Source organism: Streptomyces sp. NPDC004752 (assembly GCF_053601275.1).
Genome location: NZ_JBSGBN010000117.1, coordinates 1 through 23,295 on the forward strand (window position 1 = coordinate 1; position 23,295 = coordinate 23,295).

The 23,295-nt window shown below is 72.2% G+C and carries 24 protein-coding genes; 18 read left to right on the forward strand and 6 right to left on the reverse strand.

Going from position 1 to position 23,295, the window contains the following annotated elements; genetic code table 11:
- The 5 genes from ACWEKM_RS35230 to ACWEKM_RS35250 form a co-directional block, all read left to right on the forward strand.
- A partial coding sequence (locus ACWEKM_RS35230) for an NAD(P)H-hydrate dehydratase (protein ID WP_451625342.1) occupies window positions 1-1,056 on the forward strand: 1,056 nt, incomplete at its 5' end.
- A gap of 938 nt (window positions 1,057-1,994) precedes the next feature.
- Complete coding sequence (gene alr / locus ACWEKM_RS35235) at window positions 1,995-3,161, forward strand: alanine racemase (RefSeq protein WP_451625343.1); 1,167 nt, start codon at window positions 1,995-1,997, stop codon at window positions 3,159-3,161.
- A gap of 169 nt (window positions 3,162-3,330) precedes the next feature.
- Window positions 3,331-4,578 (forward strand): alpha/beta fold hydrolase, encoded by a 1,248-nt coding sequence (locus ACWEKM_RS35240; protein WP_451625344.1) that lies wholly within the window; start codon window positions 3,331-3,333, stop codon window positions 4,576-4,578.
- Window positions 4,544-5,080, forward strand: coding sequence for a tRNA (adenosine(37)-N6)-threonylcarbamoyltransferase complex ATPase subunit type 1 TsaE (gene tsaE, locus ACWEKM_RS35245; RefSeq protein ID WP_451625345.1), 537 nt, complete (start codon window positions 4,544-4,546; stop codon window positions 5,078-5,080). Before ACWEKM_RS35240 ends, tsaE begins: the two co-directional genes overlap by 35 nt.
- A 230-nt stretch (window positions 5,081-5,310) precedes the next feature.
- Window positions 5,311-5,490, forward strand: coding sequence for a hypothetical protein (locus ACWEKM_RS35250; protein ID WP_451625346.1), 180 nt, complete (start codon window positions 5,311-5,313; stop codon window positions 5,488-5,490).
- 158 nt (window positions 5,491-5,648) lie between these two features.
- On the opposite strand, the gene ACWEKM_RS35255 is transcribed toward ACWEKM_RS35250, so the two are convergent.
- Window positions 5,649-6,206, reverse strand: a complete 558-nt coding sequence (locus ACWEKM_RS35255; RefSeq protein ID WP_451625347.1) for a hypothetical protein — start codon at window positions 6,204-6,206, stop codon at window positions 5,649-5,651.
- Window positions 6,207-6,320: 114 nt separating this feature from the next.
- On the opposite strand from ACWEKM_RS35255, the gene tsaB reads away from it, so the two are divergent.
- From tsaB to ACWEKM_RS35275, 4 genes are read left to right on the forward strand one after another with little or no spacing between them, the layout of a single operon-like run.
- On the forward strand, window positions 6,321-6,977 hold the full coding sequence (tsaB, locus tag ACWEKM_RS35260) for a tRNA (adenosine(37)-N6)-threonylcarbamoyltransferase complex dimerization subunit type 1 TsaB (protein ID WP_451625348.1): 657 nt from the start codon (window positions 6,321-6,323) through the stop codon (window positions 6,975-6,977).
- 38 nt (window positions 6,978-7,015) lie between these two features.
- Complete coding sequence (gene rimI / locus ACWEKM_RS35265; protein WP_451625366.1) at window positions 7,016-7,495, forward strand: ribosomal protein S18-alanine N-acetyltransferase; 480 nt, start codon at window positions 7,016-7,018, stop codon at window positions 7,493-7,495.
- Window positions 7,488-8,627 (forward strand): tRNA (adenosine(37)-N6)-threonylcarbamoyltransferase complex transferase subunit TsaD, encoded by a 1,140-nt coding sequence (gene tsaD, locus ACWEKM_RS35270; RefSeq protein WP_451625349.1) that lies wholly within the window; start codon window positions 7,488-7,490, stop codon window positions 8,625-8,627. The genes rimI and tsaD overlap by 8 nt, the downstream gene beginning before the upstream one ends.
- Window positions 8,624-8,890, forward strand: a complete 267-nt coding sequence (locus tag ACWEKM_RS35275; RefSeq protein WP_451625350.1) for a hypothetical protein — start codon at window positions 8,624-8,626, stop codon at window positions 8,888-8,890. The genes tsaD and ACWEKM_RS35275 overlap by 4 nt, the downstream gene beginning before the upstream one ends.
- Before the next feature lie 135 nt (window positions 8,891-9,025).
- On the opposite strand, the gene ACWEKM_RS35280 is transcribed toward ACWEKM_RS35275, so the two are convergent.
- Window positions 9,026-10,384 carry a THUMP-like domain-containing protein gene (locus ACWEKM_RS35280; RefSeq protein WP_451625351.1) on the reverse strand — a complete coding sequence of 453 codons (1,359 nt, stop codon included), beginning with the start codon at window positions 10,382-10,384 and terminating at the stop codon, window positions 9,026-9,028.
- 90 nt (window positions 10,385-10,474) lie between these two features.
- On the opposite strand from ACWEKM_RS35280, the gene ACWEKM_RS35285 reads away from it, so the two are divergent.
- The 4 genes from ACWEKM_RS35285 (at window position 10,475) to groL (ending at window position 14,510) form a co-directional block, all read left to right on the forward strand.
- Window positions 10,475-11,410: a polysaccharide deacetylase family protein gene (locus ACWEKM_RS35285; RefSeq protein WP_451625352.1), complete on the forward strand. Its 936-nt coding sequence runs from the start codon at window positions 10,475-10,477 to the stop codon at window positions 11,408-11,410.
- A complete protein-coding gene (locus tag ACWEKM_RS35290) occupies window positions 11,407-12,249 on the forward strand; it encodes a polysaccharide deacetylase family protein (protein WP_451625353.1) in 843 nt (280 codons plus the stop codon). Before ACWEKM_RS35285 ends, ACWEKM_RS35290 begins: the two co-directional genes overlap by 4 nt.
- Before the next feature lie 210 nt (window positions 12,250-12,459).
- On the forward strand, window positions 12,460-12,768 hold the full coding sequence (gene groES / locus ACWEKM_RS35295) for a co-chaperone GroES (protein WP_132856129.1): 309 nt from the start codon (window positions 12,460-12,462) through the stop codon (window positions 12,766-12,768).
- Between the two features lie 116 nt (window positions 12,769-12,884).
- The gene (gene groL, locus ACWEKM_RS35300) at window positions 12,885-14,510 is read left to right on the forward strand and encodes a chaperonin GroEL (RefSeq protein ID WP_451625354.1); all 1,626 of its coding nucleotides are present in this window, start codon (window positions 12,885-12,887) and stop codon (window positions 14,508-14,510) included.
- A gap of 66 nt (window positions 14,511-14,576) precedes the next feature.
- On the opposite strand, the gene ACWEKM_RS35305 is transcribed toward groL, so the two are convergent.
- The 3 genes from ACWEKM_RS35305 to ACWEKM_RS35315 form a co-directional block, all read right to left on the reverse strand.
- On the reverse strand, window positions 14,577-15,284 hold the full coding sequence (locus ACWEKM_RS35305; protein ID WP_451625355.1) for an ester cyclase: 708 nt from the start codon (window positions 15,282-15,284) through the stop codon (window positions 14,577-14,579).
- A 97-nt stretch (window positions 15,285-15,381) separates the two neighbouring features.
- On the reverse strand, window positions 15,382-16,155 hold the full coding sequence (locus ACWEKM_RS35310; RefSeq protein ID WP_451625356.1) for an SDR family NAD(P)-dependent oxidoreductase: 774 nt from the start codon (window positions 16,153-16,155) through the stop codon (window positions 15,382-15,384).
- Window positions 16,156-16,252: 97 nt separating this feature from the next.
- Window positions 16,253-16,933, reverse strand: a complete 681-nt coding sequence (locus ACWEKM_RS35315) for an MOSC domain-containing protein (RefSeq protein ID WP_451625357.1) — start codon at window positions 16,931-16,933, stop codon at window positions 16,253-16,255.
- Between the two features lie 80 nt (window positions 16,934-17,013).
- Between ACWEKM_RS35315 and ACWEKM_RS35320 the strand changes: the two genes are divergently transcribed.
- Window positions 17,014-17,913: a LysR family transcriptional regulator gene (locus ACWEKM_RS35320; protein ID WP_451625358.1), complete on the forward strand. Its 900-nt coding sequence runs from the start codon at window positions 17,014-17,016 to the stop codon at window positions 17,911-17,913.
- A gap of 77 nt (window positions 17,914-17,990) precedes the next feature.
- On the opposite strand, the gene ACWEKM_RS35325 is transcribed toward ACWEKM_RS35320, so the two are convergent.
- On the reverse strand, window positions 17,991-18,320 hold the full coding sequence (locus tag ACWEKM_RS35325) for a WhiB family transcriptional regulator (RefSeq protein WP_451625359.1): 330 nt from the start codon (window positions 18,318-18,320) through the stop codon (window positions 17,991-17,993).
- 381 nt (window positions 18,321-18,701) lie between these two features.
- Between ACWEKM_RS35325 and ACWEKM_RS35330 the strand changes: the two genes are divergently transcribed.
- The 4 genes from ACWEKM_RS35330 (at window position 18,702) to ACWEKM_RS35345 (ending at window position 23,219) form a co-directional block, all read left to right on the forward strand.
- The gene (locus tag ACWEKM_RS35330; protein WP_003948568.1) at window positions 18,702-19,313 is read left to right on the forward strand and encodes a response regulator transcription factor; all 612 of its coding nucleotides are present in this window, start codon (window positions 18,702-18,704) and stop codon (window positions 19,311-19,313) included.
- Window positions 19,314-19,647: 334 nt separating this feature from the next.
- Entirely contained in the window at window positions 19,648-20,235 is a 588-nt protein-coding gene (locus tag ACWEKM_RS35335) for a sigma-70 family RNA polymerase sigma factor (protein WP_359070216.1), read from the forward strand.
- Between the two features lie 155 nt (window positions 20,236-20,390).
- Window positions 20,391-21,896 (forward strand): IMP dehydrogenase, encoded by a 1,506-nt coding sequence (gene guaB, locus ACWEKM_RS35340; RefSeq protein ID WP_451625360.1) that lies wholly within the window; start codon window positions 20,391-20,393, stop codon window positions 21,894-21,896.
- Window positions 21,897-22,094: 198 nt separating this feature from the next.
- Entirely contained in the window at window positions 22,095-23,219 is a 1,125-nt protein-coding gene (locus tag ACWEKM_RS35345; protein WP_451625361.1) for a GuaB3 family IMP dehydrogenase-related protein, read from the forward strand.
- The last annotated feature ends 76 nt before the right edge of the window (window positions 23,220-23,295 follow it).

Here is a 23,295-nt window from a genome sequence, read left to right on the forward strand (position 1 = left end):
GGCGGGCTGCGGGCCGCCGCCGCGGCCCTGGCCGCCGCCGCCGAGCGGTCCGGCGCCGCCGTCGTCGCCGTCGATCTGCCGAGCGGGGTCGAGGCGGACACCGGCCAGGTGCTGGGGGCCGCCGTCCGCGCCGACCTCACCGTGACCTTCGGTACGCACAAGCCCGGACTGCTGATCGACCCCGCCCGGGAGCACGCCGGTTCCGTGCGGCTCGTCGACATCGGGCTCGACCTGCCCGCCGAGCCGGAACTGGAGGCCCTGCAACACGCCGATGTGGCCCGGCTGCTGCCGGTGCCCGGGGCGGAGAGCGACAAGTACCGGCGCGGGGTCGTCGGGATCGCGGCCGGGTCGGCGCGGTATCCGGGGGCCGCCGTGCTCGCCGTGTCGGGCGCGCTGCGCGGCGGGGCCGGGGCCGTGCGGTACGTCGGGCCTGCCGGAGAGGCCGTCATCGCCCGCTTCCCCGAGACCCTGGTCTCCGACCGGGGCCCGCACAAGGCGGGGCGGGTGCAGGCATGGGTCACCGGGCCGGGCGCCGGGGACGACGCCGGGACCGTCGCGGAGGTGGTCGGGGAGGATGTGCCGGTGCTCATCGACGCGGACGGGCTGCGGCTGGCCGACCGGGACGCCGTACGGGCCCGCACGGCGCCGACCCTGATGACCCCGCACGCCGGGGAGGCCGCCGCGCTGCTGGGCGTGGACCGCGAGGAGGTCGAGGGGGCGAGGCTGCCCGCGGTGCGGGAACTGGCCGCGCGGTACGGCGCCACCGTCCTGCTCAAGGGCTCGACCACGCTGGTCGCCGACCCGGACGGCGGGACCGTACGCGTCAACGCGACGGGGACGGCGTGGCTGGCCACCGCGGGCAGCGGGGATGTGCTGTCCGGGCTCGCGGGATCCCTGCTGGCCTCGGGGCTCTCCGCCCGGGACGCGGGCAGTGTGGCCGCGTATCTGCACGGGCTGGCGGGCCGGTTCGCGGCGGCCGGGGCGCCGGCCGGGGCACATGACGTGGCGGGGGCGATTCCACGGGCCTGGCGGGATGTGCGGGAGGCGGCGGGGTAGCGCACCCGTACGGGACCCGCACCCGGCCGCGTCGCGTGCGCCGTGAACGTGGCCGGTCACACCAGCGGCCACACCGCGCCGACCTGCACACCACGCTGCTACCCGGCCGCGCGCCTCGATGCCGACGATGGAGCCGCGGTGCCGGAGCCGGAGACGACGGCCGTCGCCCGAGGGCCGGGCCGTGCTCAGCCTGTCGGGGGTCGTGAAGGTGACGGGTCTGTTTCCGCCCCTGCCCCGTGCGGCAGTTCCCCGAGTGGCCGCCCCTCGGCCTCTGGCCGACATGCCGGGCTAGGGAGGGCGTGTGCGGGGTGCGTGCCCGCCGGGTACGGGGGAGCGCGGGCGTGGTCGGCGAGGCGGTCTGCCGGAAGTGGGCCGTCGGCGATGGAGACGACGGCCGTTGCCCGAGGGCCGGGCTGCGCTCAGCTTGTCGGGGGTCGTGAAGGTGACGGGTCTGTTTCCGCCCCGGTCCCGCACAGCAGTTCCCCGAGTGGCCACCACCTGGCCTCTGACCAACGTGAGGTGGGCCGTCGGCGATGGCGGCGACGGCCGTCGCCCGAGGGCCGGGCTGCGCTCAGCCTGCCGGAGGTTGTGAAGGTGACGTCTGTCCCGCGCGGCAGTTCCCCGAGTGGCCACCACCTGGCCTCTGGCCGACATGCCGGGGCGGGAGGGCGTGTGGGGGGCGTGCCCGCCGGGCGCGGGGGAGAGGGCGTGGTCGGCAAGGCGCCTGCCGAGAGGCGACCCGTCGGGAGGCGACCCGTCGGGAGGCGACCCGTCGGTCGGCGGAGTAGCCGTCGTGCGGCCGGGCCGAGCAGGGCTCGGGACGGCCGGGACCGGTGGTTGGTTGGGGGCGTGCGGAGGCGTTTGGGGCGCGTGGTGGAGTTCGGGCGCGGGGCCTGCGCCCCGATACCACCGGTCGCCTCTGAGACACTGGGGGCGCCATGAACCACACAGCATCCGCGCCGACGGCGCCCCTGCGAGCCCGTGCCGAGATCGACCTGGCCGCCCTGCGGTCCAATGTGCGCGCCCTGCGCGCGCTCGCGCCGGGCGCCGCCCTCATGGCCGTCGTCAAGGCCGACGGTTACGGCCACGGGGCGGTGCCGTGCGCCCGGGCGGCCCTCGCCGCGGGGGCGACCTGGCTCGGCACGGCCACGCCCGAGGAGGCCCTGGCGCTGCGCGCGGCCGGGCTGCCTGGGCGCATCATGTGCTGGCTGTGGACCCCGGGCGGCCCCTGGCGGCAGGCGATCGAGGCCGACGTCGACGTGTCGGTCAGCGGGATGTGGGCGCTGCGGGAGGTCACGGCGGCGGCGCGCGAGGCGGGCCTGCCCGCACGGGTGCAGCTCAAGGCCGACACCGGGCTCGGGCGCAACGGCTGCCAGCCCGCCGACTGGGCCGAGCTGGTGGACGCCGCCCTGCGCGCCGAGGCGGCCGGGTCGATCCGGATCACCGGGCTCTGGTCGCACTTCGCCTGCGCCGACGAGCCGGGCCATCCGTCCATCGCCGCCCAGCTCACCCGCTTCCGCGAGCTGACGGCGTACGCCGAGGACCGGGGCGTACGCCCCGAGGTGCGGCACATGGCCAACTCGCCGGCCACGCTCACCCTCCCCGAGGCCCACTTCGACCTGGTGCGCACCGGAATCGCGGTCTACGGCATCTCGCCCGGCCGGGAGGTCGGCACCCCCGCCGACTTCGGACTGCGTCCGGTGATGACGCTGGCGGCGTCGCTGGCACTGGTCAAGCACGTGCCGGGCGGACACGGCATCAGCTACGGCCACCGCTATGTCACTCCGGGCGAGACGACCCTCGGCCTGGTGCCCGTCGGCTATGCGGACGGCATCCCGCGGCACGCCTCCGGCAGCGGTCCGGTCCTGGTCGGCGGCAAGTGGCGGACGATCGCCGGGCGGGTCGCGATGGACCAGTTCGTGGTGGACCTCGGCGGCGACGAGCCGGAGACCGGCGCCGAGGCGGTCCTGTTCGGGCCCGGCGACCGCGGCGAGCCCACCGCCGAGGACTGGGCGCAGGCCGCCGGCACCATCGCGTACGAGATCGTCACGCGCATCGGAACCCGCGTCCCCCGCGTCTATGTGAACGAGGACCGGGACGGGTAGTCCGCACCAGGACCCGGGGCCGCCTGTACCGGCGGACCCGGCCCGGTGCCGCCCGCGTCGGCGGCACCGAGCCCCGCAGCACCGAGCCCCGCAGCACTGAGCCCCGTAGCACCAAGCCCGCAGCACCCACCCAGCGAACTGCAAGCAGCACGGCGAAGAGGAGCGGTACGTGAGCGAGAGCAGCGCGAAGGCCGTCGTGGACGCCGCCACCAGGGCCGTCACCTCCGCCGCGGGCGACGGCGGCTGGCGCAGGGCGACCGGCCTCGCGGGCGCCGCGATAGGCGTGCTCGCCGCGGGCGCGGCGGCCGGTGTCGCGATCGAGCGGATGACCGTGGGGCGCGGGGTGCGCCGCAAGGCGCGGCTGACGCTGGACTCGACGGGACCGTACGGGGCGCTGCGCGGCACTCCGGGCAAGGCGTGCGCCGACGACGGCACCGAGCTGTACTACGAGGTCGACGAGGCCGAACCCGAGGGCGGCCCGGAGTCCCGGCGGCGCCGGCTCTTCGGCCGCAAGGCGCCCGCCCCCGTCACCGTCGTCTTCAGCCACGGCTACTGCCTCAACCAGGACTCCTGGCACTTCCAGCGGGCGGCGCTGCGGGGCGTCGTGCGGACCGTGTACTGGGACCAGCGCAGCCACGGCCGGTCCGGGCGGGGCGTGGCACAGCAGCAGGACGACGTGCCGCTGACCATCGACCAGCTCGGCCGCGACCTGAAGGCCGTCATAGACGCGGCCGTGCCGGAGGGGCCGATGGTGCTGGTCGGGCACTCCATGGGCGGGATGACGATGATGGCGCTGGCCGCCCACTACCCGGAACTGATCCGCGACCGGGTGGTCGCCGGCGCCCTGATCGGTACGTCGTCCGGGCGGCTCGGCGAGGTCACCTTCGGGCTGCCGCTGGCCGGCGTCAACGCGGTGCGCCGGGTCCTGCCGGGGGTGCTGAAGGCGCTCGGGCAGCAGGCGGCCTTGGTGGAGAAGGGGCGCCGGGCCACGGCCGACCTGTTCGCCGGGATCATCAAGCGGTACTCGTTCGCGACCCGGGATGTCGATCCGGCGGTCGAGCGGTTCGCCGAGCGGATGATCGAGTCCACCCCGATCGACGTGGTCGCCGAGTTCTATCCGGCCTTCACCGACCACGACAAGACCGAGGCGCTCACCCGCTTCGCGGACATGCCCGTGCTGGTGCTGGCCGGGGTGCGGGACCTGATCACGCCCAGCGAGCACAGCGAGGCCATCGCCGACCTTTTGCCCGACGCCGAGCTGGTGCTGGTGCCGGACGCCGGGCATCTGGTCATGCTGGAGCACCCGGAAGTGGTGACCGACCGGCTCGCCGACCTGCTCACCCGCGTGGGAGCCGTGCCGGCAGGAGCTACCGTAAGCGGCTATGGAAGCACCAGCAGCGCCGCAGGACCCGGCTGACTCCCGCGCCGTAGAGATCACCGTCAACTCCCCCGAGCAGATGCGGGAGTTGGGTCGCGAACTGGCCGGGCTGCTGCGCGCCGGCGATCTTGTGATGCTCAGTGGGGAGCTGGGCGCGGGCAAGACGACGCTCGCCCGTGGGCTGGGCGAGGGGCTCGGCGTGCGCGGGGCGGTCACCTCGCCGACGTTCGTGATCGCCCGGGTGCACCCGTCGCTGGGCGACGGCGCGCCGCTCGTGCACGTCGACGCCTACCGGCTGTCCGGCGGCCTGGACGAGATGGAGGACCTGGACCTCGATGTCTCGCTGTCCGATTCGGTGGTCGTCGTGGAGTGGGGCGAGGGCAAGGTCGAGGAGCTGACCGACGACCGGTTGCAGGTCGTGATCCACCGGGCCGTCGGGGACACGACCGACGAGGTGCGGCACGTGACGCTGGCCGGGCTGGGGGAGCGGTGGCAGACCGTGGATCTCGGAGCGCTCGCCGCCTGGGCGGACCGGCCCTGAGAGGGGGAGCTGCCGGGTCGGAGTGACCCGGTGCCGTCACCGCCGGCAGGTGGGCCCTGACCTGGCGCGTGGGGCGGATTCGAAGGTTCCGACAGGTTCCGACAACATGTCGGGAAAATGTTGCCGCGGACCGGTCCGGTGTGGTCACATGGTATCCAGTCCGTAGTTAGGTGTGCCTAAGTATCCGGTCGTGCCTGGCTGCGTCCGCCCCCGTTCGTCAGGAGGCGTCCATGTCGGCCTCGGAATCCACGGCACCGCCGCGCGCGCCCGCGCCCGTCCCGGTGCCCATGCGCGAGCTGCTGGCCGCATGCGCCGCCGCAGCGATCATCTCCAACCCGCCCCGACACCCGGAGCCCCGCTCCCCTCGACCGGCCATCCGCCCCGACCGCGGGCATCCTCGGGCGGCGTAGCGGGCGCGGTCCCGCAGGGGTGGTCATGGGTTGTTGTGGGTGGTCAGGGGTTGTCGGGCGTCTGCGGGAGCGTTTACGGCCGGTCGCGCAGTTCCCCGCGCCTCTGAGCGGGGCGCTGTCGCGCAGGCCCCAGTGCCCCTGGCGGGGCGCCGTCGTGCTCAGTGGATCACTACGACCCGGACGCCGATCGTCGCGAACTTCCACATCGCGTCGCCGTTTCGGCGGGTTTCGCGGATGCCGCCCGTCTTGACCGACGGGTCGGGGATCGAGGGCGAGTCCTTGACCGCGGCGCTGAAGCCGACGACCACGTCGTCCACGCTCGTGAAGCGCACGACGTGCTCGACGAGGGCGCCGTCGGTGCCGGTGATCGCCTTCGAGCGGGACGTCACCCCGTACGAGCCCGGCTTCGGGTCCACGGTGCCCGGGACCACCTTGAACGTGCGCTGCACCCTGCCGTTCGCGCCGACCAGCCACACCCGGTTGTCGTCCACCGAGTACACGACCCGTTCGCCCCGGCCGGAACCGGTGGGCAGCGCGGTGGGGTTCTTCTTGTCCCGGGGCTCCTTGGCGGTGGCCACCGAGGGTGAGGCGCTCGCAGTGGGCCTGCCGCCGAGCCCGGGCGGGACGCTCGCGGACGCCCGGTAGGCGAGGAAGCCGACCGTCCCCACGGCCATCGCGGTGAGCCCGGCCACGATCGACGAGCTGGTCCCTGCCACGTCTGCCCACCTCTGCTTCGCGTCATATGTCGTACTTCGTGCAGACCGTAGCAGTCAGTGACCGCCCGACCGGGGCGGGCGTGCAGGGGCCCCGTGGAGCCGTAGGCTGTTCGCGTGCTCTTGCTCGCTCTCGATACCGCCACCCCCGCCGTCACCGTCGCCCTGCACGACGGCGACGCCGTCATCGCCTCCTCCAGCCAGGTCGACGCGCGCCGGCACGGCGAGCTGCTGCTGCCGGCCGTGGACCGGGTCCTCGCCGAGGCCGGGCTCCGGCTGGACGCCGTCACCGGGATCGTCGTCGGCATCGGCCCCGGCCCCTACACCGGCCTGCGCGTGGGTCTGATGACCGCCGACACCTTCGGCCTCGCGCTGGGCGTCCCCGTGCACGGCTTGTGCACCCTCGACGGCCTCGCCTACGCGGCCGACATCGAGAAGGGCCCCTTCGTCGTGGCGACCGACGCCCGACGCAAGGAGGTCTACTGGGCGACATACGCCGATTCGCGCACCCGGGTGAGTGGCCCGGCCGTGGACCGGCCCGCGGACATCGCCGAGCGGGTGGCCGGGCTGCCCGCCGTCGGTGCGGGCGCGCTGCTGTACCCCGACACCTTCCCGCAGGCCCACGCGCCCGAGCATGTCTCCGCCGCGGCCCTCGCCTCGCTGGCCGCCGAGCGGCTGGCCGCCGGTGAGTCGCTGCCCGAGCCCCGGCCCCTCTACCTGCGCCGCCCCGACGCGCAGGTGCCCAAGAACTACAAGGTGGTCACCCCCAAGTGACCGAGTCCGTGAAGCCCGTGAAGCCCGTGCTGCGCGAGATGCGCTGGTGGGACATCGATGCCGTCCTCGGCATGGAGAAGGACCTCTTCCCCGAGGACGCCTGGTCGCGCGGCATGTTCTGGTCCGAGCTGGCGCACGCCCGCGGCCCGGAGGCGACCCGGCGGTATGTGGTGGCCGTCGAGGGCGACCGGGCCGTCGGCTACGCGGGCCTGGCCGCTCAGGGCGAACTGGCCGACATCCAGACCATCGCCGTCGCCCGCGACCACTGGGGCACCGGACTCGGCGGACTGCTGCTGGCCGAACTGCTGCGGGCCGCGACCGCCTTCGAGTGCGCCGAGGTGATGCTGGAGTGCCGCGTGGACAACGTCCGCGCACAGAAGCTGTACGAGCGCTTCGGCTTCGAACCGATCGGCTTCAGACGCGGCTACTACCAGCCGGGGAACGTGGACGCCCTGGTGATGCGCCTGACCGACCCGTCCGCGTCCACTCCCGTACGAGGAACCGAGAACAATGGCTGACGAACCTCTGGTCCTGGGGATCGAGACCTCCTGTGACGAGACCGGCGTCGGCATCGTCCGCGGCACCACCCTGCTCGCGGATGCCGTGGCGTCCAGCGTCGACGAGCACGCCCGTTTCGGCGGGGTGGTGCCGGAGGTGGCGTCCAGAGCGCACCTGGAGGCGATGGTCCCGACGATCGAACGCGCCCTGAAGGACGCCGGTGTGAGCGCGCGGGACCTGGACGGCATCGCGGTGACGGCGGGTCCGGGGCTGGCGGGCGCGCTGCTGGTCGGCGTCTCGGCGGCGAAGGCGTACGCCTACGCGCTCGGCAAGCCCCTGTACGGCGTGAACCACCTCGCCTCCCACATCTGCGTGGACCAGCTGGAGCACGGCGCGCTGCCCGAGCCGACGATGGCCCTGCTGGTCAGCGGCGGGCACTCGTCGCTGCTGCTGTCGACGGACATCACCGCGGACGTCCGCCCCCTGGGCGCGACGATCGACGACGCGGCCGGGGAGGCGTTCGACAAGATCGCCCGGGTGCTGGACCTCGGCTTCCCGGGCGGCCCGGTCATCGACCGGTACGCGCGCGAGGGCGACCCGGAGGCGATCGCGTTCCCGCGCGGTCTGACGGGCCCGCGCGATCCGGCGTACGACTTCTCCTTCTCCGGTCTGAAGACGGCGGTGGCCCGCTGGATCGAGGCGCGGCGGGCGGTCGGCGAGGAGGTCCCGGTGCGGGATGTCGCCGCGTCCTTCCAGGAGGCCGTGGTGGACGTGCTGACCCGTAAGGCCGTACGGGCCTGCAAGGACGAGGGCGTCGACCACCTCATGATCGGCGGCGGGGTTGCCGCCAACTCCCGGCTGCGCGTCCTGGCCCAGGAGCGCTGCGAGGCGGCGGGTATCCGGCTGCGGGTGCCGCGGCCCAAGCTGTGCACCGACAACGGCGCGATGGTGGCCGCGCTGGGCGCGGAGATGGTGGCGCGCAACCGGGCCGCGTCGAGTTGGGACCTGTCGGCCGACTCGTCGCTTCCGGTGACGGACCCGCATGTGCCGGGAGCCCCCCACGGCCACCCGCACTCCCCCTCACCGACCTCTCCCCCTGCCGCTTCCCACGACCATGTGCACGAGGTCAGCAAGGAGAACCTGTACTCATGACGGTCGCACTGATGTGGGAGGCGCGGGCGGTGCCGGGCCGCGGCGACGAGCTGCTGGCCTGGGCCCGCGCCCAGCGGCTGGCCCGGCGGCCCATGCGCCGCGAGACCTTCCGGGCGCCCCAGGACCGGGTCCTGGTGATCATCTGGTGGGACGCCCCGTACGACGCCGAGCTCCCCGAACTGCCGGATCCGGACGGGGAGTTGGTGACACGGACGGTGCACCGCTGGCGGTTCGAGCCGGTCGGGTCCGACGACCGGCCCTGACCGGCCCTGACCGGCGCGGTCCGCCCGGCCCGGGTCACGCCATGTCCACCGTCATCGAGGCACGTTCACGAGTCCGAGGAGGCCGTCGGCGGCTATCCGGCAACGCGCCCTCCTCACGCCGTCCTCGGCGGTGGATCAGGACGGCCCACCGTCCGCAACGTTCGCCGTCACGGGGGACCCGACCAGCATGGTGGGCGCCCCGGCGACGCGCGTCAGGAACACGGTCGCCGCGTTCGACCCCTGCGGTCTGACCTTCCTGCGTAGTTCCTCCGGCTCCACCGCCGACCCCCGTTTCTTCACGGTCAGCGTCCCGACCTCCCGCTCCCGCAGCAGTGCCTTCAACTTCTTGACGTTGAAGGGGAGTCGGTCGGTGATCTCGTACGCGGCGGCGTACGGCGTCGGGCGCAGTTCGTCCGCGGTCACATAGGCGATCGTGGGGTCGATCAGCCCGCCGTCCAGTTCCGCGGCGGCCTCGGCCACCAGATGCGCCCGGATGACGGCGCCGTCGGGTTCGTACAAGTACCGTCCGACGGGCCGTACTTCGGGGTCCGGCAGCCCCCGGCCGAGCAGGGTCCGCGGCCCGGGCAGCAGTGTGGCCCGCACGGTGCCCGGTGCCCCGGTGCCGAACCACAGCACCGCCTCCTTCACATCCCCGCCGTCCGAGATCCACTCGGCCTCGGCCCGGTCCGGGATCGCCTCGTGGGGGATCCCGGGCGCGATCTTCAGCGCGGCCGTGCGCGCCGTCGACGCCGCCCCCACCGCCCATGACAGCGGCGGCGAGTATGCCTCCGGATCGAAGATCCGCCCACCCGTCGCCCGGCCACCACCCCCCATAGACGCGCTTCGCGCGGCCCCTTCTGTCGTCGCCCGGCCACCACCCCCCATAGACGCGCTTCGCGCGGCCCCTCCTGTCGTCGCCCGGCCACCACCCCTCACCGACGCGCCTCGTGCCGCCCCTCCCGATCGGCCGCCGCGCCGGGCCGGATCGACGAACACGGCATCCCAGCCGGAGGTGTCCACCTGGGTGACATCCGCCTCCCGCACCTCGATCAGCTCGTCCAGGCCCAGCGCCGCCGCGTTCGCCCGGGCGACCTCGGCCGTCAGCGGATCCCGGTCCACCGCGAGCACCCGGATCCCGGCGCGGGCGAACGCGATCGCGTCCCCGCCGATGCCGCAGCACAGGTCGGCGATGGAGCCGACGCCCAGATCGCGCAGGCGCGCCGCCCGGTACGTCGCCACGGTGGTCCGGGTCGACTGTTCGACCCCGTCGGGCGTGAAGAACATCCGCTCCGCGTCCGCGGCGCCGAACTTCGCCGCCGCCCGCTGCCGCAGCCGGGCCTGGCCGAGGGCCGCCGACACCAGGTCCACCGGGTGCGCGCGGCGCAGGCGGGTGGCGACGGCGAGTTCGTCGTCCGGCCGCGTGCCGCGTACCTCGTCGAGGAGGGCGCGGCCCTCGGGGGTGAGCAGGGAGCGGAAGGGGAGCAGGTCGTTCACCGGGTCATTGTGGGCCAGTCGACGGATGCTGCGCCTCCGGCGGCGGTGTCGGACCGGATCGGCGGCCGGTGCCTGCGAGGATCCGGCACCATGCGAGTAGTAGTACAAAATGACAAAAATAGGGTGCAGAGTGGAAAGGTGGGTGTCCGGGGCGGTGTCGCCCTGCTCGCCGTCGCCGCCGTCGTCTCCGGCTGCACGGCGCCGGGCGGGGACGCGGACGTCCGGCCCGCCTCGGGCCGGCAGCCGCACCAGGCACCCCCCGCACCCCGCCTGGACGACTACGACGCCCGGCGGAGCACCGACCGTGCCACCCTGGCCGCCGCCGCCCGCCGCTGGGGTCTGGACGAGGCCCCCCTGACGCCCCCGCGACCCCCGGCGCACAAGCCGAGGATCACCGCCCGCGACGGCTTCGAGGTCGACGGCCAGGAGGAGGAGCACCTGCCCCCGGTCTTCACCACGATCCCCACCAAGGAGAAAGTGGTCTTCCTCACCATCGACGACGGCGCCGAGAAGGATCCGGCGTTCCTGCGCATGATGAGCGACCTGAAGATCCCGTACACCGCCTTCCTCAGTGACTATCTGGCCAAGGACGACTACGGCTACTTCAGGAAGATGCAGTCGCAGGGGATCACGCTCAACAACCACACCCTCCACCACCCCTACCTGCCCGGTCTGTCCTACGAGGAGCAGCGGGACGAGATCTGCGGCATGCAGGACATCATGGAGAAGCAGCTCGGCAAGCGCCCCACCGTCTTCCGCCCGCCGTACGGCAACTACAACCGGGACACCCTGCTCGCCGCCAAGTCCTGCGGGATCGAGTACGCGCCGATCTGGGACGAGGAGGTCTTCGTCGACCACTGGGAGTACCGCGAGTGGGACCGCGCCCTGCACCCCGGTGACATCGTGCTCACCCACTTCCGGGGCCGCTCCGACTGGGACGGCACCATGACCGACATGGTCCGGCGGTTCCTGAACAAGGTCACGCGCGAGGGGTACGCGGTGGCCCGCTTGGAGGACTACCTGTGAGGCGCCCGGGGCGGCCCACGGCGGCGGCCCGGTGCCGCACGCCGGCCGTCGGCGCCCTGGCCGGTGCCCTGCTCCTGGCCGGCTGTGCCCAGTCCGTCGACCCCATCGAGCGGCTCGGCAAGAAGGCCGCCCAGGGCGTACGGACGCACGCCCCGGCCTCCCGACAGCCCTACCGCCAATGGGGCTTGAACGCCCCGCTCGCCCCCGCCCCCAAGCCTGCGGCGCGCCCCCTGCCGACCGGCACCGCGGGCCGTTCCCTGCCCCCGGTCGTGGACCATGTGGCGACGTCCGACCGGGTCGTCTTCCTCACCTACGACGACGGCGCCGAGCGGGACCCCCGGTTCATCGACATGGTGCGCGACCTGCGGCTCCCGGTCAGTTTCTTCCTCACGGACAGCGTCGTCGGACCGGGCTACGGCCACTTCGCCCGGCTCCGCTCGGTCGGCGCCGACATCCAGAACCACACCCTCGACCATCCCGCCCTGCGCGGGCTGCCCTACGCGGGGCAGCACGCCGAGATCTGCGGCCAGCAGAACAAGCTCAAGTCCCGCTTCGGCATCCGCCCCCGCCTCTTCCGTCCGCCGTACGACACGTACGACACGACGACCCTGCGCGCGGCGGCCGACTGCGGCATCGCCGCGGTGGTCCTGTGGCGGGCCGCGATGACCGCCGACACCCTCAGCTACGCCCGGGGCGACAAGCGCCTGAGCCCCGGCGACATCATCCTGGTCGGCCCCGACGAGTCCACCGGACCCACGCTCAGAGAGCGCACGACACGCCTGCTCCGGCAGGTCCAGTCCGCGGGTCTGACCGTGGCGCGCCTGGAGGATTACCTGTGAACCGTCGGGGGTGCCAAGGCGGACGCGGCGCGGCCGATTGGCACTCCGCTTGACCGAGTGCTAATCGCAGTCATAGTCTCAGGTCTGGCACTCCCCCCAGGAGAGTGCCAACAACGCGACGGGCAGGTCCGGCACCCGCGACGACGGATCGACCTGGTCGCCACCTCAGACAGTTAACCCCGTGAGATCTCCGAAGGGGGAGGTCGGATCGTGACGACCGCCAGCTCCAAGGTTGCCATCAAGCCGCTTGAGGACCGCATCGTGGTCCAGCCGCTCGACGCCGAGCAGACCACGGCCTCGGGCCTGGTCATTCCGGACACTGCCAAGGAGAAGCCCCAGGAGGGCGTCGTCCTGGCCGTGGGCCCGGGCCGCTTCGAGGACGGCAACCGTCTTCCGCTCGACGTCAGCGTCGGCGACGTCGTGCTCTACAGCAAGTACGGCGGCACCGAGGTGAAGTACAACAACGAGGAGTACCTCGTTCTCTCGGCTCGCGACGTGCTCGCGATCATCGAGAAGTAAGTCACCCCGAAGCACTCCTGCTTTGAGCTGCGCCCCTGGCATCCCGACCGATAAGAAGCCGGGCGCCCGGGGCGCAGCGTATTTTCCATCAGATTTCCGAGAGGGCTCCCGCTGCCATGGCGAAGATCCTGAAGTTCGACGAGGACGCCCGTCGCGCCCTTGAGCGTGGCGTCAACAAGCTGGCCGACACGGTGAAGGTGACGATCGGCCCCAAGGGCCGCAACGTCGTCATCGACAAGAAGTTCGGCGCCCCCACCATCACCAACGACGGCGTCACCATCGCCCGTGAGGTCGAGATCGAGGACCCGTACGAGAACCTCGGCGCCCAGCTGGTGAAGGAGGTGGCGACCAAGACCAACGACATCGCGGGTGACGGCACCACCACCGCCACCGTGCTGGCCCAGGCCCTGGTGCGCGAGGGCCTGCGGAACGTCGCCGCCGGCGCCTCCCCGGCCGCCCTGAAGAAGGGCATCGACGCCGCGGTCAAGGCCATCTCCGAGGACCTGCTCGGCTCGGCCCGGCCGATCGACGAGAAGTCCGACATTGCCGCCGTCGCCGCGCTGTCCGCCCAGGACCAGCAGGTCGGCGAGCTGATCGCCGAGGCGATGGACAAGGTCGGCAAGGACGGTGTCATCACCGTCGAGGAGTCCAACACCTTCGGCCTCGAACTGGACTTCACCGAGGGCATGGCCTTCGACAAGGGCTACCTGTCGCCGTACTTCGTGACGGACCAGGAGCGCATGGAGGCCGTCCTGGAGGACCCGTACATCCTCATCAACCAGGGCAAGATCTCCGCCATCACGGAACTCCTGCCGCTGCTGGAGAAGGTCATCCAGGCGGGCTCCGCCAAGCCGCTGCTGATCATCGCCGAGGACGTCGAGGGCGAGGCCCTGTCGACCCTGGTCGTCAACAAGATCCGCGGCACCTTCAACGCCGTCGCGGTGAAGGCCCCGGGCTTCGGCGACCGCCGCAAGGCGATGCTGCAGGACATGGCGGTCCTCACCGGCGCCACCGTCATCTCCGAGGAAGTCGGCCTCAAGCTGGACCAGGCCGGCCTGGACGTGCTCGGCAGCGCCCGCCGCATCACCGTCACCAAGGACGACACCACGATCGTCGACGGTGCCGGCGACAAGTCGGACGTCGAGGGCCGCATCGCGCAGATCAAGGCCGAGATCGAGAACACCGACTCCGACTGGGACCGCGAGAAGCTCCAGGAGCGCCTCGCGAAGCTGGCCGGCGGCGTGTGCGTGATCAAGGTCGGCGCCGCCACCGAGGTGGAGCTGAAGGAGAAGAAGCACCGTCTGGAGGACGCCATCTCCGCGACCCGCGCCGCGGTCGAGGAGGGCATCGTCTCCGGTGGTGGCTCCGCGCTGGTCCACGCCGCCAAGGTCCTTGAGGGCAACCTCGGCAAGTCCGGCGACGAGGCCACCGGTGTCGCGGTCGTCCGCAACGCCGTCGTCGAGCCGCTGCGCTGGATCGCGGAGAACGCGGGCCTGGAGGGCTACGTGATCGTCTCCAAGGTCAAGGAGCTGGACAAGGGCAACGGCTACAACGCCGCCACCGGCGAGTACGGCGACCTGGTCAAGGCCGGCGTCATCGACCCGGTGAAGGTCACCCGCTCCGCCCTGGAGAACGCCGCCTCCATCGCCTCCCTCCTCCTCACGACCGAGACCCTGGTCGTCGAGAAGAAGGAAGAGGAGGAGCCGGCCGCCGCGGGCCACGGCCACGGCCACGCCCACTGACACCCGGCAACGAGGCCCGGCACCCGAGAGGCTGAGGGTGCCGGGCCTTCGTGCTGCCCGCCGTCGTCACTGCTCCAGTTGATCGAGTGCGCCCAGCTGCTGCATCAGCCCCAACTGGTCGTGCTGCCACCATGTCTCGGCGATCCGTCCGTTCGCGCCGAACCGGAAGACGGTGGTGCCGGTAGTGGTGAGCTGCCTGCCGGTGGCGGCGATCCCCAGGAACTCCCCCGTGTGCCTGGCGTTCCAGGTCCAGCGGGCACAGGCCCGGTCGCCCTGGACGATCAGGTCCTCCACGGTGAAGGCGGAGTCGAAGGCGGCCCGCCACATCCGGTACTCGCCGCGGACCGAGTCCAGCCCGATCGTGTCCTGCGGATTGAGCGGATCGTGGCTGTGCACGTCCTCGTCCAGCAGGTCGTTCAGCGGCGGCAGCTCGCCCGGCGCCGCCAGCGTCGCGAAGAAGCGGCGCACGGTGTCCGCGCCCAGCGGCTCGTCGCGTACGACGTCCAGGTCGATGAACGTCGGCATCTCGTCGCAGAGGGCGACCAGCTGCCGGAAGACCCGGTCCGTCTCCGGAAGATTCGAGTTCCGCATCGCGTCCGCGTACGAGGGGAACTCCACGATCTCCACGATGTGCGACGCGTCGGACCGGTCCTTGCCGACCAGGTCGTAGGTCGCGGTCCGCTTCCCCTTGGTCTGCTCGACCCAGGTGTCCAGCAACCGGTTCATCTCGTCGAACCGGCTCGTCCTGCACTCGATGAGCTGTACGAACGTCATGGCGCCGCCTCCGGCCCCCCTGGGTCCGGTTCCGTCCTGCCCATCTTCCCACCGCAGCGGCGCCGTCACCCCCGTCGCGGCCGGGCTCGCCGGGGGCTCACCGCGGGCCGTACCTGCGCCCGGTCCGTGAGCTGATCCCGCCCACCAGCCCACGCGGGGCCACCTTCGCCAGCCCCATCAGCGCCTTGTACCGCGGGTCCGGAATGGACACCGTCCTGCCGCGCGCCAGGTCCGCGAGCGCCGTCGCGACCAGCTTGTCCGCGTCCAGCCACATCCATCCCGGGATGTTGTCCGTGCCCATCCCGGCCCGCTGGTGGAACTCGGTGCGCACAAACCCGGGGGCCAGCGCCATCAGCCGCACCCCGCTGCCCGCCAGATCCCGCGCCACGCCCTGGGTGAACTGCACGACCCACGCCTTGGACGCCCCGTACGTGCCCCGCGGCACGAACGCCGCCACCGAGGCCACGTTCACGATCCCGCCGCGCCCGCGCTCCCGCATCGCCTCGCTCGCCGCCGACGTCAGCCGCAGCACCGCCTCGACATGCACCTTGAGCATCCGCAGCTCGTCGGCCATCGGTACGTCGAGATAGTGGCCCTTGTTGCCGAAGCCGGCGTTGTTGATCAGCAGGTCGACGGGGTTCCTGCGGTCGCCGAGCCGGGCGGCGACCGCCTCGATGCCCTCGTCCAGCGACAGGTCGGCCGTCAGCACCTCCGCCTCGATGCCATGCCGGTCGTGCAGTTCGGTCGCCTGCTCGCGCAGCCGTTTGGTGTCCCGTGCCATCAGTACGAGGTCATGCCCGTCCGCCGCCAGCCGCCGCGCGAACGCGGCGCCGATCCCCGCCGTCGATCCCGTAATCAGAGCCGTTGTCATGGCCCAAGAGTAGTTACCCGGACGGCCGGGATCCGCGCCGAGCGCGAGGCCACCCGGCCGGCGGGACGCCCGTCGGCGGGGCGCCCGTGACGGCCGCTCAGACCTCTTGGCCGCCCCCGTACTTCGCCACGTACGCGCGGGCCTCGGCCAGCGCCTTCGGGTGCAGGGCCGCGCCCGCCGCGAGGACGCGGGGCAGCAGTTCCCGCTCGGTCGTCTCCGCGCGGAACTGCACGGCGACCGTCACGTCGTGGTCCGGCCGGTACACGATCCGCACCGGGTCGCCCGCCCGGATCTCGCCCGGCTCGATCACCCGGAGGTAGGCACCGGGCGCACCCTTCCGCGTGAACCTCTTCACCCAGGCCCGCTCGCCCAGGTGGGCCTGGAACGTCCGGCACGGAATCCGCCCGCAGGTGACCTCGAGCACGACGTCCGGGCCGATCCGCCAGCGCTCGCCGATCAGCGCGCCGGAGACGTCGAGACCGCTCGTCGTCAGGTTCTCCCCGAAGGCACCGCTCGCGAGCGTCCGGCCCAGCTCGCTCTCCCAGTCGTCGAGGTCCTCGCGCGCGACCGCGTACACCGCCTGGTCGTCACCGCCGTGGTGGCGCAGGTCGCAGACCGCGTCCCCGGCGAGGCCGCTCGCGCCGCTCCCCCTCGGGCCCGGCGCGGCCACCCGCACCGGACCGTCCACCGGACACTTGTCGATGCCGGTCAGCCCCTGCGGCTGGTCCGTGTAGTCGACGGCCTTCGGGCGTCCCAGGTTCACCGAAAGAAGCTCCATGCCCGGCACCGTACGCCAGCCCGCTCAAAGCGTCGATGCGGTATCGGGCACCCGATCCAAGGTCGGCTTATGCTCGAAGGGTGATCGAGGCCCGTCATCTCCGTGTCCTGCGCGCCGTCGCCACCACCGGCTCCTTCTCGGCGGCCGGCCGGGAACTGGGCTGCACCCAGCCGGCCGTCAGCCAGCAGATGAAGGCCCTGGAGACCTCGGTCGGCACCCCGCTGCTGGTCCGCAGCGGCCGTGAGACGCGTCTGACGGAGGCGGGCGAGGCGCTCGTCCGGCATGCGTCGGGGATCCTCGCCGGGCTGACCGCGGCCGAGGAGGAGGTCGCCGCGATCGCCGGGCTGCGGTCCGGCCGGGTCCGCCTGGTGTCCTTCCCCAGCGGCAGCTCCACCCTCGTCCCCACCGCCCTCGCCGCGCTGCGCGCCGCCCACCCAGGCACCCGCGTCTTCCTTGAGGAGGCCGAGCCCCCGCACTCCGTGGACCTGCTGCGCGCGGGAGACTGCGACGTGACCCTGGCGTTCCGCTACGAGGGCGCGGCGGGCGCCGAGGAGTGGGCCGACCTCGTGGTACGGCCCCTGCTGACGGACCGTCTGGTCGCTCTCGTGCCCGAGCGGCACCGGCTGGCGGGCGCGCGGTCCGTCGCCATCGGCGAACTCGCCGCGGAACCGTGGATCGCGGGCTGTCCGCGCTGTCGCGGCCAGTTGGTGGCGGCGTGCGAGGGCGCGGGCTTCACCCCGCGCATCGACTTCGCCACCGACGACTACCCGGCGGTGGTCGGCCTGGTCGGCGCCGGCCTCGGCGTGGCCGTCCTGCCTCGGCTCGCGATCGAGTCGGTGCGCCCCCGGGGCGCGCGCACGGTGGCACTGGAACCGGCGGTACGCCGGGAGATCGTCGCCCTCACGCTGCCCGACCTGGCACATGTGCCGGCGGTGGCGGCGACGCTGGAGCAGTTGGCGCGGGCCGCCCGTCGGCAGTGAGGGGTGCGGGCGGGCGTGCGCGGACCGCCACGCCGGGCGGGCGCGACGCGGCGGAACATAGTTGCAGAAACGTTCCTTCAGGTAGTGGGGGCGGTGTCCCCGCTGGCCGACGAAGCCGACACCAGCCGGTTCCGTGCCCGTCCCATCAGCTCTTCGCGCTCGTCCTCGGTCAGGCCGCCCCACACGCCGTACGGCTCGCGCACCGCCAGGGCGTGCGCCGCGCACTCCGCACGGACCGGGCACCTCATGCAGACCTCCTTGGCCGAGTTCTCGCGAGCACTCCGAGCCGCCCCGCGCTCACCCTCCGGGTGGAAGAAGAGCGAACTGTCGACCCCACGGCAGGCAGCCAGCAGCTGCCAGTCCCACAGGTCAGCGTTCGGTCCGGGAAGGCGGGAGAAATCTGCCATTACGTGACCCCTTGTAGCCGTTCTGAGCGGATACGGTGCCAACAACCGTACATGTCCGGTCTAAGGAGATGAAAATATGACTCATTGCGAATCTAGCCCCAGACACCGTGAAATGGGAAGAAAAGGGTCTGAATGGGGCATAGGTTGTGATGAAAAGTTGAGAGTCTGTCGGGCATGTATGCACCGTGTGCGCGCCCTCACGTAGAGTGCCGAAGATGGCACGCAGCCCCGTAACTCTTTCGAGTGACCGTCGTTGAGAGTGCGGAGGCGGTTGAGAACACAAGCGCTCGGGCAGGCGTCCGAGACGGTCGACCGCACAGGTGACGATTCCGTACCAGCCTGGAGGCTCAAGGTGACGCGCATCAGCTGCGGAGGGCGGTCATGACATCCGTCCTCGTCTGCGACGACTCCCCGCTTGCCCGAGAGGCGCTCCGCCGCGCGGTCGCGACCGTGCCCGGCGTCGAGCGTGTGACGACGGCGGCCAACGGCGAGGAAGTCCTCCGCCGCTGGGGTGCCGACCGCTCGGATCTCATTCTGATGGACGTGCGCATGCCCGGACTGGGCGGCGTCGAGACCGTGCGCCGGCTGCTGTCGGCCGACCCCGGGGCGCGCATCATCATGCTCACCGTCGCCGAGGACCTCGACGGCGTGGCGCTCGCGGTCGCCGCCGGTGCCCGCGGCTATCTGCACAAGGACGCCTCGCGCGCCGAGTTGCGCGCCACGGTGACGCAGGCCCTTGCCGACCCGACCTGGCGGCTCGCCCCGCGTCGGCTGCGCTCGGCCGAGATGGGCGCCGCGCCCACGCTCACCGCGCGTGAGATCCAGGTGCTCGAAGGCATGAGCCATGGCCGCTCCAACGCCGAGATCGGCCGCGAGCTGTTCCTCTCCGAGGACACCGTGAAGACCCACGCCCGGCGCCTGTTCAAGAAGCTCGGCGCCTCGGACCGCGCACACGCGGTGGCGCTCGGTTTCCGCTGGGGTCTGGTCCGCTAGGGCCTGTCGTCGGACGTGCGGTTACCCAAGTGGCCCACGGGCCGCACAGGGCGACGCGGTCGGTGAACTGCGGGCCGTCCGTCGCTGGTCACGCAGTTCCCCGCACCCCCGCGGGGCGCGGTCACCGGCCCGGACGGCACCGTTCGGCGGGCGCCCGCTGCTCGTTTCGCCGCGGATGCCGCATCCTTGAGGTGTGGAGTCTCTCGGGGACGAGTCGGTCGAGCGGAAGGGGAGGGCGCAGGAAATGAGTGCCGGCGCGCCTGCTCATAACGCTTCGATGCACAACCATCAGCACGATGCGACGGACCGGACGGCCACAGGGCACCATGGACCGATGCGCGACGACGAGGCGGGCACGGCCCATGGGGCGATCGGTGCGCTCGTGCATCGCGCCGTCGACGGGGACGAGCAGGCCACGCACGACCTGCTCGCCCATGTCCACCCCCTGGCGCTGCGCTACTGCCGTACCCGGCTGTCCCGGCTCCCGGGCGACGCGCGGCACTTCGTCGAGGACCTCGCGCAGGAGGTCTGCGTCGCCGTCCTCCTCGCGCTGCCCCGCTACCGGGACACCGGCCGCCCCTTCGAGGCGTTCGTCTTCGCCATCGCTTCGCACAAGGTCGCCGATCTGCAGCGGGCCGCGATGCGCCACCCGGGTTCGACGGCCGTCCCCTCCGACGAGATGCCCGAGCGCCCGGACGACTCCCTGGGCCCCGAGGAGCGGGCCCTGCTCAGCAGCGACGCCGCGTGGGCCAAGAAGCTGCTGGCCAACCTTCCGGAGAACCAGCGCGAGCTGCTGCTGCTGCGGATCGCGGTGGGCTTGACCGCGGAGGAGACCGGTCAGATGTTGGGTATGTCACCCGGCGCGGTACGGGTGGCGCAGCACAGGGCGCTCAGCCGGCTGCGGGCGCTGGCCGAGCAGTAACCGCCCGCGGGCGGTTGACCAGCCCGTGAACGGGCCGGACACGCGGATCGTATGAACATATGAAGCCCGGGGTCGACCCGGACTGTGGAATGTGAGAGCCACGCTTCCCGTTAGCATGGACATCCGCACCGATCAAGGCCATTGGGGAAGGTGTCATGACTGCGAACGTCGACGGAGTGCCCGGGAAATTCGCGACACTCGGGCTGACCTACGACGACGTGCTGCTGCTGCCGGGCTCGTCGGACATGGCACCCGACGACATCGACACCGCCTCGTACGTCTCCAAGAACGTGCGGGTCAACATCCCGCTCCTGTCCGCCGCCATGGACAAGGTCACCGAGTCGCGTATGGCGATCGCGATGGCCCGCCAGGGCGGCGTCGGCGTCCTGCACCGCAACCTCTCCATCGAGGACCAGGCCAACCAGGTCGACCTGGTCAAGCGCTCCGAGTCCGGCATGGTCGCGGACCCCATCACGGTGCACCCCGACGCCACGCTCGCCGAGGCCGACGCGCTGTGCGCGAAGTTCCGCATCAGCGGCGTCCCCGTGACGGACGGCAACAAGAAGCTGCTCGGCATCGTCACCAACCGTGACATGGCCTTCGAGACCGACCGCAGCCAACGGGTCCGCGAGGTCATGACGCCGATGCCGCTGGTCACGGGCAAGGTGGGGATCTCCGGCGACGACGCCGTACAGCTGCTGCGCAAGCACAAGATCGAGAAGCTGCCGCTGGTCGACGACGAGGGCATCCTCAAGGGCCTGATCACGGTCAAGGACTTCGTCAAGGCGGAGAAGTACCCGAACGCCGCCAAGGACGCCGAGGGCCGGCTGCTGGTCGGCGCGGCGGTCGGCGTCGCCGGTGACTCCTTCGAGCGCGCCCAGGCACTGATCGAGGCCGGCGTCGACTTCATCGTCGTCGACACCGCGCACGGCCACTCCCGCCTGGTCGGCGACATGATCGCCAAGATCAAGTCGAACTCCACCGGTGTCGACGTGATCGGTGGCAACATCGCCACCCGCGACGGCGCCCAGGCCCTGGTCGACGCGGGCGCCGACGGCATCAAGGTCGGTGTCGGACCGGGCTCGATCTGCACCACCCGGGTGGTCGCCGGCGTCGGCGTCCCGCAGGTCACCGCGATCTACGAGGCCGCGCTCGCCGCGAAGGAGGCCGGTGTCCCGGTCATCGGCGACGGCGGTCTGCAGTACTCCGGCGACATCGCCAAGGCGCTGGTCGCCGGTGCGGACACGGTGATGCTCGGCTCGCTGCTCGCCGGCTGCGAGGAGTCGCCGGGCGAGCTGCTGTTCATCAACGGCAAGCAGTTCAAGTCGTACCGCGGCATGGGGTCTCTCGGCGCGATGCAGACCCGCGGCGACCGCAAGTCGTTCTCCAAGGACCGCTACTTCCAGGAGGGCGTCGCCTCCGACGACCAGCTGATCCCCGAGGGCATCGAGGGCCAGGTGCCCTACCGCGGCCCGCTTTCCTCCGTCGTCCACCAGCTGGTCGGCGGCCTGCGTCAGTCGATGTTCTACGTCGGTGGCAGGACCGTGCCGGAGCTGCAGTCGGGCGGCCGGTTCGTCCGGATCACCTCCGCGGGCCTCAAGGAGAGCCACCCGCATGACATCCAGATGACGGTCGAGGCGCCCAACTACAGCAGGAAGTGACGCACGCGCGCGTACCCCGCGCGTCAGAGACGTCCCAGAGGGCGGTCCCGGAGTCTTCGGGGCCGCCCTCGCCGCACCTGGGCGGACGCGGTGTCCGGCATCTGGGCGGAGGCGGTGTCCGGTACCTGAGCGGGGGCGGTGCGCGGCCCGTCGGCGATACTGGAAGACGCTGAAACGCATCAGGGAAAGGCCACAGACGTGACTGAGATCGAGATCGGGCGCGGCAAGCGCGGCCGCCGGGCGTACGCCTTCGACGACATCGCCGTCGTCCCGAGCCGTCGTACGCGGGACCCGAAGGAGGTCTCGATCGCCTGGCAGATCGACGCCTACCGCTTCGAGCTGCCCTTCCTGGCCGCCCCCATGGACTCCGTCGTCTCCCCGGCCACCGCGATCCGCATCGGCGAGCTGGGCGGCCTGGGCGTGCTGAACCTGGAAGGGCTGTGGACGCGGTACGAGGACCCGCAGCCGCTGCTCGACGAGATCGCCGCGCTGCCCGCCGAGGCGGCGACGCGGCGGCTCCAGGAGGTCTACGCGGCCCCCATCCAGGAGGAGCTGATCGGCGCGCGCATCAAGGAGGTGCGCGACTCCGGCGTGGTCACGGCGGCCGCGCTGTCCCCGCAGCGCACCGCCCAGTTCTCCAAGGCCGTGGTGGACGCGGGCGTCGACATCTTCGTCATCCGCGGTACGACGGTCTCCGCGGAGCATGTGTCTTCCTCGCACGAGCCGCTCAACCTGAAGCAGTTCATCTACGAGCTGGACGTCCCGGTGATCGTCGGTGGCTGCGCCACCTACACCGCGGCCCTGCACCTGATGCGCACCGGTGCGGCCGGTGTGCTGGTCGGCTTCGGCGGCGGTGCCGCGCACACCACGCGCAACGTGCTCGGCATCCAGGTGCCGATGGCCACGGCGGTCGCCGACGTGGCCGCCGCCCGCCGCGACTACATGGACGAGTCCGGCGGACGGTATGTGCATGTGATCGCGGACGGCGGCGTCGGCTGGTCCGGTGACCTGCCCAAGGCGATCGCCTGCGGCGCCGACTCGGTGATGATGGGCTCCCCGCTGGCCCGTGCCACCGACGCGCCCGGCAAGGGTCACCACTGGGGCATGGAGGCGGTCAACGAGGAGCTGCCCCGCGGCCAGAAGGTCGACCTCGGCACGGTGGGCACGATCGAGGAGATCCTCACCGGTCCGTCCCACACCCCCGACGGCTCGATGAACTTCTTCGGCGCCCTGCGCCGGGCCATGGCGACCACCGGTTACAGCGAGCTGAAGGAGTTCCAGCGGGTGGAGGTCACGGTCGCGGACTCGCAGCACCGCCGCTGAGGTGACACCACGCTCGACTTGAGCGAGGGCAAGGGCTCGGCCGCCCATAGGGGTGGCCGAGCCCTTCTGCATGCCC

Excerpts from the sequence above, each read along its gene's own strand:
- alr (WP_451625343.1), top strand. The coding sequence starts at position 1,995 with ATGAACCACACAGCATCCGCGCCGACGGCGCCCCTGCGAGCCCGTGCC.
- tsaE (WP_451625345.1), top strand. The coding sequence starts at position 4,544 with ATGGAAGCACCAGCAGCGCCGCAGGACCCGGCTGACTCCCGCGCCGTA.
- ACWEKM_RS35250 (WP_451625346.1), top strand. The coding sequence starts at position 5,311 with ATGTCGGCCTCGGAATCCACGGCACCGCCGCGCGCGCCCGCGCCCGTC.
- rimI (WP_451625366.1), top strand. The coding sequence starts at position 7,016 with ATGCGCTGGTGGGACATCGATGCCGTCCTCGGCATGGAGAAGGACCTC.
- tsaD (WP_451625349.1), top strand. The coding sequence starts at position 7,488 with ATGGCTGACGAACCTCTGGTCCTGGGGATCGAGACCTCCTGTGACGAG.
- ACWEKM_RS35275 (WP_451625350.1), top strand. The coding sequence starts at position 8,624 with ATGACGGTCGCACTGATGTGGGAGGCGCGGGCGGTGCCGGGCCGCGGC.
- ACWEKM_RS35285 (WP_451625352.1), top strand. The coding sequence starts at position 10,475 with ATGCGAGTAGTAGTACAAAATGACAAAAATAGGGTGCAGAGTGGAAAG.
- groL (WP_451625354.1), top strand. The coding sequence starts at position 12,885 with ATGGCGAAGATCCTGAAGTTCGACGAGGACGCCCGTCGCGCCCTTGAG.
- ACWEKM_RS35305 (WP_451625355.1), bottom strand. The coding sequence starts at position 15,284 with ATGACGTTCGTACAGCTCATCGAGTGCAGGACGAGCCGGTTCGACGAG.
- ACWEKM_RS35310 (WP_451625356.1), bottom strand. The coding sequence starts at position 16,155 with ATGACAACGGCTCTGATTACGGGATCGACGGCGGGGATCGGCGCCGCG.
- ACWEKM_RS35315 (WP_451625357.1), bottom strand. The coding sequence starts at position 16,933 with ATGGAGCTTCTTTCGGTGAACCTGGGACGCCCGAAGGCCGTCGACTAC.
- ACWEKM_RS35325 (WP_451625359.1), bottom strand. The coding sequence starts at position 18,320 with ATGGCAGATTTCTCCCGCCTTCCCGGACCGAACGCTGACCTGTGGGAC.
- ACWEKM_RS35330 (WP_003948568.1), top strand. The coding sequence starts at position 18,702 with ATGACATCCGTCCTCGTCTGCGACGACTCCCCGCTTGCCCGAGAGGCG.
- ACWEKM_RS35335 (WP_359070216.1), top strand. The coding sequence starts at position 19,648 with ATGCGCGACGACGAGGCGGGCACGGCCCATGGGGCGATCGGTGCGCTC.
- guaB (WP_451625360.1), top strand. The coding sequence starts at position 20,391 with ATGACTGCGAACGTCGACGGAGTGCCCGGGAAATTCGCGACACTCGGG.